Origin of the sequence: Brevibacillus fluminis, from assembly GCF_052072235.1 — a bacterium.
In the GTDB taxonomy this organism is placed as follows: domain Bacteria; phylum Bacillota; class Bacilli; order Brevibacillales; family Brevibacillaceae; genus Brevibacillus_D; species Brevibacillus_D fluminis_A.
This window is the reverse complement of sequence record NZ_CM125436.1, coordinates 4,159,972-4,174,261: the sequence shown is the minus strand read 5'-3', so window position 1 is coordinate 4,174,261 and position 14,290 is coordinate 4,159,972. Positions and strand designations below refer to the sequence as shown.

Annotated in this window: 11 protein-coding genes; 10 read left to right on the top strand and 1 reads right to left on the bottom strand. The window is 53.9% G+C overall.

The window, feature by feature from the left end; genetic code table 11:
- Position 1 precedes the first annotated feature (1 nt).
- Positions 2-739 carry a protease complex subunit PrcB family protein gene (locus ACTID9_RS20725; RefSeq protein WP_441066775.1) on the top strand — a complete coding sequence of 246 codons (738 nt, stop codon included), beginning with the start codon at positions 2-4 and terminating at the stop codon, positions 737-739.
- A 285-nt stretch (positions 740-1,024) separates the two neighbouring features.
- Positions 1,025-2,953, top strand: a complete 1,929-nt coding sequence (gene abc-f, locus ACTID9_RS20720) for a ribosomal protection-like ABC-F family protein (RefSeq protein ID WP_441066774.1) — start codon at positions 1,025-1,027, stop codon at positions 2,951-2,953.
- Between the two features lie 19 nt (positions 2,954-2,972).
- On the opposite strand, the gene ACTID9_RS20715 is transcribed toward abc-f, so the two are convergent.
- The gene (locus ACTID9_RS20715) at positions 2,973-4,175 is read right to left on the bottom strand and encodes an MFS transporter (protein ID WP_441066773.1); all 1,203 of its coding nucleotides are present in this window, start codon (positions 4,173-4,175) and stop codon (positions 2,973-2,975) included.
- A gap of 154 nt (positions 4,176-4,329) precedes the next feature.
- On the opposite strand from ACTID9_RS20715, the gene ACTID9_RS20710 reads away from it, so the two are divergent.
- From ACTID9_RS20710 to galE, 8 genes are all read left to right on the top strand, one after another.
- Positions 4,330-4,716 carry a hypothetical protein gene (locus ACTID9_RS20710; RefSeq protein ID WP_441066772.1) on the top strand — a complete coding sequence of 129 codons (387 nt, stop codon included), beginning with the start codon at positions 4,330-4,332 and terminating at the stop codon, positions 4,714-4,716.
- Complete coding sequence (locus ACTID9_RS20705; RefSeq protein ID WP_441066771.1) at positions 4,713-4,910, top strand: YqgQ family protein; 198 nt, start codon at positions 4,713-4,715, stop codon at positions 4,908-4,910. Before ACTID9_RS20710 ends, ACTID9_RS20705 begins: the two co-directional genes overlap by 4 nt.
- A 61-nt stretch (positions 4,911-4,971) precedes the next feature.
- A complete protein-coding gene (gene tkt, locus ACTID9_RS20700; RefSeq protein WP_441066770.1) occupies positions 4,972-6,975 on the top strand; it encodes a transketolase in 2,004 nt (667 codons plus the stop codon).
- 310 nt (positions 6,976-7,285) lie between these two features.
- Complete coding sequence (locus ACTID9_RS20695) at positions 7,286-8,986, top strand: HAMP domain-containing methyl-accepting chemotaxis protein (protein WP_441066769.1); 1,701 nt, start codon at positions 7,286-7,288, stop codon at positions 8,984-8,986.
- 148 nt (positions 8,987-9,134) lie between these two features.
- Positions 9,135-10,100 (top strand): protoglobin domain-containing protein, encoded by a 966-nt coding sequence (locus ACTID9_RS20690; RefSeq protein ID WP_441066768.1) that lies wholly within the window; start codon positions 9,135-9,137, stop codon positions 10,098-10,100.
- A 168-nt stretch (positions 10,101-10,268) separates the two neighbouring features.
- Positions 10,269-12,017, top strand: a complete 1,749-nt coding sequence (locus ACTID9_RS20685; RefSeq protein ID WP_441066767.1) for a phospho-sugar mutase — start codon at positions 10,269-10,271, stop codon at positions 12,015-12,017.
- Between the two features lie 36 nt (positions 12,018-12,053).
- The gene (gene galU, locus ACTID9_RS20680) at positions 12,054-12,947 is read left to right on the top strand and encodes a UTP--glucose-1-phosphate uridylyltransferase GalU (protein ID WP_441066766.1); all 894 of its coding nucleotides are present in this window, start codon (positions 12,054-12,056) and stop codon (positions 12,945-12,947) included.
- A 221-nt stretch (positions 12,948-13,168) separates the two neighbouring features.
- On the top strand, positions 13,169-14,185 hold the full coding sequence (gene galE, locus ACTID9_RS20675; RefSeq protein ID WP_441066765.1) for a UDP-glucose 4-epimerase GalE: 1,017 nt from the start codon (positions 13,169-13,171) through the stop codon (positions 14,183-14,185).
- Positions 14,186-14,290: the final 105 nt, after the last annotated feature.

Here is a 14,290-nt window from a genome sequence, read left to right as displayed (position 1 = left end):
CATGAGACGTATCACATGGATGGCGGGAATTTTGGTAGGCTTGCAGGTACTGACTGCAATTCCTGCACAGGCAGCAACAGGACCTAGTGTTATTATGAACCAAAAACAGGTGGAATGGAAAGCAAAACCGCTCATTCTCGCCAATAAAACGTATGTTCCGGCAACCGGACTGGCCAGCTTGCTGGCTGCCAAGCTTGTAGAAGCAGACGGTGTGCTGACTTTTCAGCGGGGGAGCCTGACGGTTTCGTATAAGCCGACAGCCGGTACGCAGGTGCCGAAAGGCTATGTCCCGCTCCGCGAAATGGCAGAGGGTGTTGGTTACAAAGTGGCCTGGGACGGACCTATGCAAGCGGTCACGATCGTCTCGCAGGCTGATCCGAAAATCGGGAAGGGATTCGTCATGGTCGATCCTTTGAAGCTGACAGAAGCAGAGAAAGCATTCGTTGCGCAAAACAAGACGAAGCCAGGCGTGCATCAACAGGGCAATCTGTACATGGTGGCGCTTGGCGCGCAGCCGAATCCCGGCTACGGCATCAAGTTCGTGAAAAACGAGCAAAGCTGGGAGCAGCTTTTGGTGCATGTGCAGCGGACAAAACCGGAACCTGGGAAAATGTATCCGCAGATGATTGCCTATCCGTATTTGCTGGGCAGAGTCGATCTGCCGTCTTATACGACGCTGGTCGTCATTGATGACGAGACGGGCAAACCGATGATTTTTGCAGAAGACACTGGCAAATAATGAAAAAATAGACTATACTGGAACTATCTATTTCCAATTGATCGTGAAAGGGGGTGCAGGTGCGTGATGAAGTCGATTCAAGCTTGGATTTTCGTGGAAGCTGGGGTCCAAACTCATGATTTTTCCTTCAACGGGACCAGTCTGTCCTTTTTTACCCCTACAACCAAGCTGAACGACAAAGGGCGTATCCTGCATCACTAGCCGCACAAAAGCGCGAAGACCGATGCCGCAGGTATTTGCCTGCGGTTTTTTTGTGCGCTCAAACACGATTAGGAGGAATATACGATGATTTTGGCAGCGACAAATGCAATGACGAAAAGCTACGGGGCACATCCCGTTTTGGAAAATATCACGATCGAAATTCATGCCGGCGAACGAGTCGGCATCGTTGGCCCAAATGGGGCAGGCAAGTCAACTCTTTGCAAAATTCTTTGCGGGCAGGAGAGCGCAGACAGCGGCGACATTTTTAAAGCGAAGGGCAGCCGTTGGGCGTATTTGCCCCAAACGCCTGTCTATCCTGATCAGTGGACAGGGCGGGACGTGATCGCTTCCGCATTCGCCGAGGTGTCCGCCATCAGCGGGAACATGCGTGAGCTGGAACAGCAGATGAGCAAGGCGGCAGAAAACCCCGGGCTGTTGGAACAGCTGCTGGGAAAATATCAACAGCTGCAGGAGCAGTTCGAGCGGCTGGATGGCTATCGGACGGAGACGGTGATGGCGCAGGTGACGACCGGGCTCGGCATCTCGGAAGCGATGCTTGATACGCTGTTTGCCCGCTTGAGCGGCGGCGAACAAACGAAAATCGGCTTGGCAAAGCTTTTGTGCGAGGCGAGCGATGTGCTGCTCCTGGACGAACCGACGAACCATCTGGATGTGGAAGCGATGGAGTGGCTTGAGGAATTCCTTCGCGACTACAAGGGGACCGTGCTGGCGATCTCCCATGACCGTTACTTCCTCGACCGGATCGTTACCTCGATTATCGAAGTCGATTGCGGGGAGGCGACGCAGTATCTGGGCAACTACACCGCGTATGTGACGGAGCGGGAGGAACGGCTGTTGCGCCAGTTCGCCGAATATGAGGAGCAGCAGCGAAAAATCAAAAAAATGCAGGAGACGATCAAGCGGCTGAAGGAATGGGGCAACCGCTCGAATCCGCCGAATGAAGGTTTTCACCGCCGAGCCAAGAGTATGGAAAAGGCGTTGGCGCGCATCGAGCGGATCGAGCGTCCGAAGCTGGAGGCGGACCGGATGGCGCTCGCGTTCAAGGCGACCGATCGGAGCGGGACGGATGTGCTGATCGCCGAAGGGGTGGGCAAATCGTTTGAAGGCAAAACGCTGTTCGCCGATGCCGATCTGCTGCTCCGCTACGGAGAGCGCAAAGCGCTGATAGGCCCGAACGGCTGCGGCAAATCGACGCTGATGAAAATGCTGATGGGCGATCTGGCGCCGGACGCGGGAACCGTTCGCCTTGGCGCAAGCGTGCAGGTCGGCTACTTGTCGCAAAAAGCGATTGAGGGCGATCCGAACCGGCGCGTCATCGATGCGTTTCGCGAAATCGCCAAAATGACGGAACCGGAGGCGCGCCATCGGTTAGCCAAATTCCTGTTTTACGGCGAACAGGTTTACAAGCGGGTCGGACAGCTGAGCGGCGGCGAGCGCATGAGGCTGCGGCTGGCGCAGCTGATGCATCAGCCGATCAATTTGCTGCTGCTCGACGAGCCGACGAACCATCTGGATATCGAGGCGCGCGAAACGCTGGAAGAAGCGATTGCCGAGTTTCGCGGCAGCTTGTTCATCGTCTCCCATGACCGCTACTTTTTGCAAAAAATGGTGGACGGCGTGTTTTGGATCGATGAGCAAAAGATCGTCCGCTACGAGGGGCGCTATGAGGAGGCGCGGGAGCAGCGCAGACGGCAGCTTGCGGCGAAACAGGCGGCACTGGCTGCAGCGCCATCCCCGCAAAAACAGCCAAAGCCGGCCGTCCAGGAGCCTGCGAAAGCGAAACAGCCGGAAAAGCGGGTGAATCCGTACCAGCTGCAAAAGCTGGAAGAGGAGATCGCACAGCTGGAGGCAGAACGCCTTGCTGCCCAGCAGCAGCTCGCCGAAGCGTCGAGCGACTACGCGCAGCTGGCGCATTGGCAAGCGCAGCTGGAACGAGTGGAAGCGGCATTGGCTGCGAGCTACGACCGGTGGTATGAGCTGCAAGCAGAGTAAAAAAATCCCCGCACCGCGCTTACGCGGTATGCGGGGATTCTTGTTTCGCCGGGTCAGGATGCGGCTCGGGCAAATATCGTTTGCGCGATTGGAACAAAACCAGCAGCACGATCATCAGGACGCCGCCGATCAAATAAGGCGCGTTCGGATGCCATGCATAGACAGCGCCTCCGGTCAACGGCCCGAGAATGCGGCCCAAGCTGTCCATGGAGCTGATTGTGCCCGATGTCACGCCTTGGCCTTGGGTCGTGCGCTGCGACACCATCGCGGTACCGGTCGTGCGGATCATCCCGCCGCCTGCGCCGAACAGGGCGAGGATCAAGGCAAAGCTCCAAAACCCGCTGCCGATCGGGATAGCCAGGAAGCCGACGGCATACAGCACGATGCCTAGCACAAGCACTTTTGCCTCGCCGAGCTTTTTGACCATTTTGCCGATCATGCCGCCTTGCACAAAGGCGCCGACAAAGCCCATGACGAGGAACATGTATCCGAGCTGCTGCTCGGTCATGCCGTACAGATCGTTGATGTAGAGGGCAAAGGTCGTTTCCAGACCCGCCATCGCGAACGAAACGATGAACAAAATGAAGTACAGCAGCGACAAGGCTGAACCGAACAGCGCTGCGATCGGGTTTTCCCGCTTTTCGCGCTGGATGGCGCCTGTCCGTTTTTCTTTCGGCAAGCTTTCTGGCAAGGCGAACAGCACGAGGAAAAACGTGAGAAACGCGACGCCGCCGGCTGCGAAAAACGGAACCGCAAAACCGAATGTGCCAAGGATGCCGCCGATGGCAGGGCCGAAAACGAAGCTGAGCCCGATTCCGGCACCGATCATGCCCATCCCTTTTGCCCGCTCCTTCGGCACAAACAAGTCGGCGACCATCGCGGTGACGGTCGGCATCGCAGCAGCGGAGACAATTCCTCCGATGATGCGGTAGGCGAGCATTTCGCCGTAGCTGGTGGCGAGCCCGAACAGGATGAACGTGATGGAGAAGCCAAGCAGTCCAAAGCCGATCAATGGCTTGCGGCCCATCCGGTCTGAGACGATTCCCCACAGAGGGGCGAACAGAAACTGCATGATATTGTAGCTGGCGAACAAGGTCCCCAGCATGAACGAATTGACCCCGAGATTTTTGGCAAAATAGGGCATGACGGGAATGATCATGCCAAAGCCGAGCATGATGAGAAAAGCAGTGAAAAACAAGAGGACAAGCTGCTTCTTACCCACTTCGTAAAACCTCTTTCTTATGAAAATTTTCCAGAGTCACGTATCTTTTCACCTTACGTGAAGCATTTCAGTAAGTCAAGTTTATTCGCAGGGGTTAATTTGGGCAACACATGCTATAATGAAGTGTCAAGTTTGGTGAAGGAGTATGAGCCCGATGATTTATTATTTGACCTGGCAGGAAGACGATTGGCTCGATGAAATTATCGACCGGTTTCCCGGCGTGAACGCGCTGGTGCCAAACGGCAAAAGCCTGCAAGCGATTCGCCAGGCGAAGGCGGCTGGCGAGGTGACCCGCATGGTGATTGTCGTCAATGTCGGCCAAGAGCCGGAGGAAACCAAGCAATTTTTGGATGTGCTCGCCGCTGATGGCGATCTCGCTTCCTATCCGCTGTTTCTCGTCGGGGGTACGCCAGATGCAAAAAGCGAATGGCAGGCAGGCTACCCGCAGGCAGATGTCGTGGCGATTGACTGCCATCCGTTTGAATTCGATTATGACGCCGTGCTTTCCCGCATGGAGCGACGCATGGAGGAACAAAGGTGAGCGCGCACAAGTCCGATTTTTCGCTGCCCGAGTTTCTGAAGCGCTATTCCATTCACATCTACACGGGTGATCCGGAAGGGGACAGACTTTTGATCGAAGACGAGCTGAAAGAGATGCGCGAGCTGGGGATGATTGACAAGGAAGAGTACATGGAAGCTCTCGCCGCCTTGCGTGCACAAAGAAAGACCGTATGACTGGCAAGACGCGCTATGTTATAATCACACTGCCAATAATTAATGAGAGGAAGAGAATCCGATGACAACTACTGGAGCGATTGATCAGCTGGCCGTAAATACACTCAGAACGCTGGCGATCGATGCAATTGAAAAAGCCAATTCCGGCCATCCCGGCATGCCGATGGGCGCTTCGCCAATGGCACACGTGCTGTGGAGCCGCTACATGAAAGTGAACCCGCAAAATCCTTCGTGGATTGACCGCGACCGTTTCGTGCTGTCCGCAGGCCATGGCTCGATGCTGCTTTATTCCATGCTGCACCTGATGACATACGATGTAACTATTGAAGATTTGAAAAACTTCCGCCAGTGGGGCAGCCGCACGCCAGGACATCCGGAGTTCGGCCACACAGCAGGCGTCGACGCGACGACAGGTCCGCTTGGACAAGGGATCGCGATGGCAGTCGGCATGGCGATGGCGGAACGCCATATGAGCGCTACATACAATCGGGACAATTTTGACCTGATCAATCACTATACCTATGTGATCTGCGGCGACGGCGACCTGATGGAAGGCGTATCCGGCGAAGCGTCCTCGCTGGCAGGACACCTGAAGCTCGGCAAGCTGGTCGTGCTGTACGATTCAAACGACATCTGTCTGGATGGCAAGCTGTCCGTATCTTTCTCGGAAAATGTGGCGCAGCGCTATCAAGCATACGGCTGGCAATACATCCGTGTGGAAGACGGCACGGACTTGGCGGCGATCGATGCGGCGCTGGCAGAAGCGCGCGCTGATCTGGAGCGCCCGACATTGATCGAGGTAAAAACCGTCATCGGCCACGGCAGCCCGAACAAAGGCGGTTCCTCCGCTTCCCACGGTGCGCCGCTCGGAAAAGATGAAGTGAAACTGACGAAAGAAAACTACGCATGGCCGCATGAAGAATTCCATGTGCCTGCGGAAGTGGCTGATTTTTACAAAGGCATCGCACAAGCGGGAACAGCCAAGGAAGCAGAGTGGCAAGCAATGTTTGACCGTTATGCGCAGGCGTACCCGGAGCTGGCTGCACAATTCAAGCTGGCTGTGGCGGGCGAACTGCCAGCAGGCTGGAACGCAGAGCTGCCTGTCTATGAAAACGGTGCGAAACTGGCGACGCGCGTCGCTTCCGGAAACGCGATCAACGCGCTGGCGAAAACCGTTCCGTATTTCATGGGCGGTTCCGCAGACTTGGCGCACTCCAACAACACCTTGATCAAAGGTGCAGGCGATTTCTTGCCAGGCAGCTATGAAGGCCGCAACTTCTGGTTCGGCGTTCGCGAATTCGCGATGGGCGCTGCGTTGAACGGTATGGCGCTGCATGGCGGCGTGAAAGTGTACGGCGGTACATTCTTCGTGTTCTCCGACTACGTTCGCCCGGCAATCCGTCTGTCCGCGCTGATGAAACAGCCGGTTACGTACGTGTTCACGCATGACTCCATCGCAGTCGGGGAAGATGGCCCAACCCATGAGCCGGTAGAGCATCTGGCTGCGCTGCGCGCGATGCCAGGCGTGACGGTGATCCGTCCGGCAGATGCGAATGAGACCAATGCTGCCTGGAGCTATGCGATTGCAAGCAAAGACGAGCCGGTCGTACTGGTGCTTACCCGTCAAAACCTGCCAGCGCTTGAGGAAACCGCTGCTTTGGCTGCAGCAAACCTGAACAAAGGCGCTTACGTGCTGGCTGATGCCGAAAACGGCCAGCCGCAAGTGATTCTTTTGGCGACAGGCTCCGAGGTTCCGTTGGTGATGCAAGCCCGCACAGAGCTTGCAAGCCGCGGCATCCAGGCGCGCGTTGTCAGCATGCCGAGCTGGGAGCTGTTCGAGCGTCAGTCCAAAGAATACAAAGACTCCGTCATCCCGCCCACGATCAAAGCGCGCGTCGGCGTAGAGATGGCGATGCCATTCGGCTGGGAGCGCTATGTAGGTGACGCTGGCACCATCATCGGCATCAACCAATTCGGCGCATCGGCCCCTGGCGACCGCATCATGAAAGAATACGGCTTCACTGTGGAAAACGTTGTGCAAGCGGCAGAAAGCCTTGTGAAATAACAGCTTCAATTGAATCGTAAAAAGCCCATCCTTTGCGGAGATGGGCTTTTTTTCTGTCCTGAGTCTTTCTTCCTGATTTTTAAAAATATTCTTGCAACGGTTGTTTTCTTACTTTAGAATTCTATCTGCTGTCATGAAATTTGGTATGAGGCAAATCGTGAACGATTATCGTTTCTGCGATTTCGCAGCCATTTTTCGAAGTATTTTTGCGAAGATTTTATACCTATTGAACTTTTCGAATGGTATTATTTTACTTGGGTAAATATTGCAAGGTACCTCTACCCCCTAGAAGAACAGATGGAGGAGAACGATGAACGTTACGATTTCCAGGAAATTATATGTAAGTTTTTCTTTAATTTTACTCATCATGGCCATCTTTGCAGGCTTGGCGATCGACAAAATGTACACGATCAATTCCAAGTCAGAAGAAATCTCCGGCACCTGGCTGCCCGCGGCCAAACATGTGAATGAGATCAATTACCTTGCCGAACACCTTGTGTCGACCGAGCTGAAGCACATCTCCTCAACCGACAGCTATACGATGGACAAATACGAAGCGGATATGAAAAAAACGCTTGAGCAGCTGGATCAAACGTTTCTGGAATATGGCAAATTGATCGTTTCCGCTGAGGAGAAGAAAACATTCGATCAGTTCCAACAGGAATGGGAAATTTATACGTCCGTCCATAACAAAATTCTTGAAGCGAGCCGCAAGCAGGACAAGCTCGCCAGCATATTGCTGGTGAAGGACGCCGAGGATCGCTTCCAGTATTTGCACGTGTTTATCAACAAGCTGGTGCAGCTTAATTTTAACGGTGCTGCGAAAGCGACCAAAGAGAGCGGCGACATTTTCCAAACCGGCATTCGCGATACGCTGGTGATGATTGTGATCGCGGTCGCACTCGGTTTGTTCATCGCGTATACCGTCAGCCGACTGATCGCGCGGCCGATGAAACGGATGACCGCGATGGCGGGCCAGATTGCCGAAGGGGATTTGACCGGGGAAGACATCATCATCAAAAACCGGGATGAGATCGGAGAACTCGCGAAATCGTTCAACCTGATGAAAAGCAATCTGCGCGACTTGATCGGCCAGTCAAGCGCAAACGCCGAGCATGTCGCGGCTGCGGCGGAACAGCTGCTCGCGAGCGCCGAACAATCGAGCAAAGCGACGGAACATATCGCCACCACGATTCAGGAAGTTGCGGCCGGTTCCGAGCGGCAAGTATCGAGCGTGGAGGAAGGGGCCCGAGTCGTCGAGGAGCTGTCGCGCGGCACCGAGCAAATCGTCGAGAGTGCGGAGACCGTTTCCGGCGCAGCCAATCGGGCAACAGAAGTCGCCGCTGATGGAGCGGAGGCGATTGGGCAGGCGATCCAGCAAATTCACGCGATCAGCCAGACCATCAATCAAGTCGCGGAGGCAGTCAAAGGGCTTGGAGACCGCTCGCAGGAAATTGGCCAGATTGTCGAGGTCATTGCCGGGATTGCAGCCCAGACCAATCTGTTGGCTTTGAATGCCGCAATTGAGGCAGCGCGAGCGGGCGAGCAAGGAAGAGGGTTTGCTGTCGTTGCGGACGAGGTGCGCAAGCTGGCCGAGCAATCATCCCGTTCTGCAGAACAAATCAGCGTCGTCATCCAGTCGATCCAGGTCGAGACGAAGGCTGCCGTGCAATCGATCCAGGTGGGAACCGCTGAAATGGAAGGCGGCATCGAGCTGGTCAATGCGGCAGGCCAATCCTTCAGCGATATCCGGACCTCGATTAATCAGGTCGCGGAACAAATGGCAGGAGTCTCGGCCGCAGCCAAGCAAATGTCGACCTTCACCATGGAGGTTGTAGGCGCGATCGAGCACGTGGCAAGCATCGCCGAGCAGACTGCGAGCAATACGCAAAACGTATCGGCGTCCGCAGAAGAGCAGCTGGCATCAATGGAAGAAGTCGCGGCATCGTCAGGCGCCCTGTCGCAAAAAGCGGCAGAATTGCAGGAGCTGATCGCCCGCTTCAAGGTATAAGGATACAAGTGTGGGACCTGGTCATCTAGTTGCTAGGTCCTATTTTATTTTTCTCTCTTCATTGCGAAAGCTTTCTGTTACAATACTTGTTAAGATAGAGAGAAGCAGGGTAGAAGTGTGATGCGAGATGTAGGGGGCGCTAGATAGAATGATCGTTGTGGATGATAAGTGGAAAAAAATGTGCCAATATTATGGAGTGACGGAAGCGGATCTTGCGTTGCTCCATCGACATAAAGCTTTTTTTATGCAGCATGCGGACGATGTCGTCGATCGATTTTACAAGGAATTGTGGTCGTACAGCAATTTGGCTGAAATGATCCAGGCCAACAGCACCGTAGAGCGTCTGAAAAAAACGCAGATTTGGTATTTTCAGTCGCTGGCCAGCGATCGGATCGATGCGGATTATATTGCAGGCAGACAAAAGGTCGGGGCTGTCCATGCCCGTATCGGCTTGTCCGCGGATTGGTTTTTGGGCGGATACACGATTTATTTGCGGTTGATCGCAGAAAAGGCGTCCGGCTTGCCGGATGCTTACGAACTGTATCAAGCTGCCTGCAAGCGCCTGTACTTTGATTCCGCGATCATTTTGGAGCAGTATATCGGCGATACCCAGCGCGAGAATGTGAACTATCGAAAAAACATGGAGATGGTCGCCGAAGAATTGAGCGGGTCCACCCGCGAGGTGACCATCATCGCCAGCGAATATGCGAAATCGGCGACAACCTTGGCGGAATCGCATGAGGAGATCGCTGAATCGATGAGCATCTTGAAAGCGCAAAGCAAAGAAATCGAGAAGCTGAGCGATTTCGTCGCGGAAGTTTCGTCACAGACCAACCTGCTTGGCTTGAATGCTGCGATTGAAGCGGCGCGGGCAGGCGAGCACGGGCGCGGATTCACGATCGTCGCCAACGAGGTGCGCAAGCTGGCGGACCGGGCCAAACATTCATCACAGGAAATTCAGCAATCACTGGCGCAAATTTTGGTCCAGATCAACAAGATCGAGAGCCAGATCGAGATGACGGTGGCGTCAACCGAGCAGCAGGCCGCTGCCTCGGAACAGTTGGCGGCGCTCGTGCAGGGATTGGATGAGATTACGAATCGGTTGCATGTGTAAAGGAAGAATCGGAGGCGATGAGCTTTCGATTCTTTTCTTTCTACGAAACTTAAAAAACGATGGCGGAAAAAATAACAGCAAGTCAATCGATGCGGCTCTTTCGCATATGTTGATAAAGGTTGCGCAAATGGGAAGAGACCAAAATCGTATCGTAGGAGTGACGATTCTATGTCGGAACATGAAACGAAACAGGATTTGTATGAAAACATTTACAGCAGATGGCTGAGTGAGGCAGACATGCCTCTTGAATTGAAAGAGGAATTGCTTCAGATTCAGGATCAGTTCAAAGAGGTGGAAGACCGGTTTTATAAAGATTTGGAGTTCGGTACGGCGGGCATCAGGGGACTACTGGGAGCGGGTACGAACCGGATCAATGTCTACACCGTGCGAAAAACAGCGCAGGGGTTGGCCCGGTATGTGCGGGAGCATGGACAGGCGGCGATGGACAGAGGGATTGCGATCGCTTATGATTCCCGCAAGTATTCGAAGGAATTTGCTGGGGAAATTGCAAACCTGCTGGCGAGAAACGGAATCAAGGTGTATGTATTCCAAGAGATTTCGCCCACTCCCTTGTTGTCTTACGCGATCCGCAAGCTGGGCGCTTTTGCCGGACTCGTGATTACAGCGAGTCACAATCCGCCGATGTACAACGGGATCAAGGTGTACAATGAGGAAGGCGGACAAATCAACGAGGAATCGGCGCGGCGCATCTACGAAAAAATCCAGGAGATCGCTGATCCGCTCCGTATCGATACGCCCAGGGACAACAAGGCCGAGGCGGCTGAAACGGTCGCAATCGGGGCGGAGCTGTTCGAATCGTATCTGAACGATGTCGAAGGCCTTTTGCAGCAAAGGGCACGCAATGAAGCGCAAGGACACAGCCTGTCGATCGTGTATACGCCTCTGCATGGCGCGGGAGCGAAGCTGGTGCCCAGCTTGTTGAAGCGGGCGGGATTTGGCTGCGTCCATATCGTGAGCGAGCAAGAGCAGCCGGATTGGCGCTTTCCGACCGTCAACGCCCCCAACCCTGAAGACCCGGACGTTTTTGCGCTGGCATTGACGCTCGCTGAAGAAAAGCGCGCGGATGTCATTTTGGCGACGGACCCCGATGCCGACCGGCTGGGCGTTTTGGCTCGTACGGCACAAGGGTACAGCCGGTTGAACGGAAACCAGCTGGGAGCGCTCGTGCTGCATTATTTGCTGGAACAAAAAGCCGCACAAGGCGAGCTTGCAGAAAATGGACTCTTGCTAAAAACAATCGTAACGTCTGATTTGGGGCAGCGAATTGCGGAATCGCATCAGGTCAAGACGATCAATACGGTCACCGGCTTCAAATTTATCGCCGACAAGATTGAGGAGTGCAAGCGTACTGGCGAGCACACCTTTCTTTTCGGCTATGAGGAAAGCTATGGTTACTTAGCCGGAGACTTTGTGCGGGATAAAGATGCCGTGCAAATGACAGCGATTGTCTCGGAAATGGTATTATTTTATAAAGGGCAAGGGAAAGATTTGTTCCAGGTGTTAGAAGAGATCTATGAGAAATATGGATACTATCAAGAAGAACTCTTGTCTTTTACGCTGCCTGGAAAAGAAGGGCAGGAGAAGATTCAGGCGATCATGTCGGCATTGCGTCATGAGCTGCCGGAACAGATTGCGGGCATTGCGGTCCGTGCGGTGGAAGATTACCAGCAACAGACAAAAATTATGGTGCAGAACAGGCGGACAGAACCGCTCGAGTTACCAAGCGCCAATGTCGTCAAAATTTTGCTTGCGGATGGATCATGGGTAGCAATCCGGCCATCCGGCACAGAGCCAAAAATCAAGATTTATCTCAGCGCGTTTTCGCAGGACACGAAACAAGATGCAGATGCTAAGCTGTCGGCGCTTCAGGACGCACTTTCGGAAATGTTTCGCTGACAAGTCAGCTGCTAAGAGGAGAAGGAAGGAACTTACTTGAATCGACATCAAATCAAGAAAGCCATCATTCCGGCTGCCGGTTTGGGCACACGGTTTTTACCTGCGACCAAAGCCATGCCGAAAGAAATGCTTCCGATCGTCGACAAGCCTACGATTCAATACATTGTCGAAGAAGCGGTGGAAGCCGGCATTGAAGACATCATCATCGTAACGGGAAAAGGGAAGCGGGCAATCGAGGACCATTTTGACCATGCATTTGAACTCGAGCACTTGTTGCTGGAAAAGCAGAAGCTCGAATGGCTCGAAATGGTGCGCAAATCGTCCAAACTGGCGAATATCCACTATATCCGGCAAAAGGAACCGCTTGGCTTAGGGCACGCAATCTGGTGCGCGCGCAAATTTATCGGGGAGGAGCCGTTTGCCGTTCTTTTGGGAGACGATATTGTCCGTGCAGACCAACCATGCATCAAGCAGCTTGCCGACATATTTGCGCAGGTCAATTGCTCGGTTGTCGGGGTGCAGGAGGTGCCGATAGACGATATTTCCAGGTACGGGGTGATCGATCCGCTCGACCGGGAGGGAAGCCTGTACCGCGTCCGCACCTTTGTGGAAAAGCCGCCGAAGGAAGCGGCGCCCTCGAATCTGGCCATCATGGGGCGCTACATCTTGACGGCAGACATTTTTGATTTTTTGTCCCGACACGAAAAAGGTGCAGGCGGAGAAATCCAGCTGACGGATGCCATTCAGAAACTGAATGAGCGGCAGACGGTATACGCCTATCGTTTTGAAGGAAAGCGCTATGATGTTGGGGATAAGCTCGGTTTCATTACGACAACGCTCGAATTCGCGCTGGACAATCAAGAATTGCGCGCACCGCTCCTGCACTATTTGCAGCAACTGTTGCAAGCGAAAAAAAACGTTGGAAAGTAGCAAGATGGCGGAATCAAAATGGAAAAGCCGAGAAGAACACAGGAAAGCTGTCGCGAAATGCGGCAGCCTTTTTCTATACGATAAGTGTTCCAATGAGTTGTCCGTCATTCGTGGACAAGAAAAAAATCGGCAAGTCCCAGCCGGACTAGGCAAATAATGACGCTGTCCAACATACAGATTGAATAGGGCATAACGAGAGAAACAGACTGTGGGGTGGTTTCATGGCCATATTGGTGACGGGGGGCGCAGGCTATATCGGCAGCCATACGGTGGCGGAGCTGGTGGCAGGTGGAGAGGACGTCATTGTTCTCGACAATTTAACGACAGGTCATAGCCAGGCGGTATCAACACCATTTTTTTACGAGGGCGATATACAGGATTCTGCTTTGCTCGATCGCATTTTTACCGAGCATGCGATTGAAGCGGTCATTCATTTTGCGGCAAGCTCGCTTGTTGGTGAAAGCATCATCGATCCGCTCGGCTATTACGATAATAATCTCCTCGGCGCCCACATGCTGTTGAAAAAAATGCGTCAGCATGGCGTGAGCAATCTCGTTTTTTCGTCTACTGCGGCTGTATACGGCGAACCTGCGAACATTCCGATTGAAGAGAGCGATCCGACGGTGCCCACCAATCCGTACGGAGAAACCAAACTGGCCATCGAAAAAATGATCGAGTGGTGCAGCCGTGCCTACGGGATGAATGCGGTATCGCTCCGGTATTTTAATGCGGCGGGGGCGCATCCGGATGGGACCCTAGGCGAGGACCATGTGCCCGAGAGCCATCTGATCCCGATCGTCCTGGAAGCAGCCTTGGGAAAACGCGAGTATGTCGCGATCTATGGCAACGATTATCCGACAGCAGATGGGACGTGCATCCGCGATTTCATTCATGTGATGGATTTGGCAAGCGCCCACTATCTTGCCCTGCAAAGGCTGAGGGAAAGCAGGGAGGGCGGCATTTTTAATCTCGGAAATGGTACTGGCTATTCGGTGAAGCAAGTGATCGAGCTGGCGCGGGAGATAACCGGCCATCCGATACCAGCGCGGATCATGGGGAGAAGGAGTGGCGATCCGGCCATCCTCGTCGCATCGTCGGAATTAGCAAAAGCCGAGCTAGGCTGGCGGCCGCAATACGACGATATCGGTACGATCATCCAATCGGCTTGGAACTGGCACCGGCAACATCCTCATGGATACCAGGGCAGCGGGCACGTACAGCGGGCACAGAAACGGTGATGGGAGACGAGCCAGCTTCCCGAAGGCGCTGCTGTTCTAAATGGTGCCAAGAACAATACCCTAGAGACATGCAGCATTGGACGATCGATACAATGGCTTGCGGCG

Bases quoted from the DNA above. Each gene is read 5' to 3' on its own strand.
- ACTID9_RS20725 (WP_441066775.1), top strand. From the start codon at position 2: ATGAGACGTATCACATGGATGGCGGGAATTTTGGTAGGCTTGCAGGTA.
- abc-f (WP_441066774.1), top strand. From the start codon at position 1,025: ATGATTTTGGCAGCGACAAATGCAATGACGAAAAGCTACGGGGCACAT.
- ACTID9_RS20710 (WP_441066772.1), top strand. From the start codon at position 4,330: ATGATTTATTATTTGACCTGGCAGGAAGACGATTGGCTCGATGAAATT.
- tkt (WP_441066770.1), top strand. From the start codon at position 4,972: ATGACAACTACTGGAGCGATTGATCAGCTGGCCGTAAATACACTCAGA.
- ACTID9_RS20695 (WP_441066769.1), top strand. From the start codon at position 7,286: ATGAACGTTACGATTTCCAGGAAATTATATGTAAGTTTTTCTTTAATT.
- ACTID9_RS20690 (WP_441066768.1), top strand. From the start codon at position 9,135: ATGATCGTTGTGGATGATAAGTGGAAAAAAATGTGCCAATATTATGGA.
- ACTID9_RS20685 (WP_441066767.1), top strand. From the start codon at position 10,269: ATGTCGGAACATGAAACGAAACAGGATTTGTATGAAAACATTTACAGC.
- galE (WP_441066765.1), top strand. From the start codon at position 13,169: ATGGCCATATTGGTGACGGGGGGCGCAGGCTATATCGGCAGCCATACG.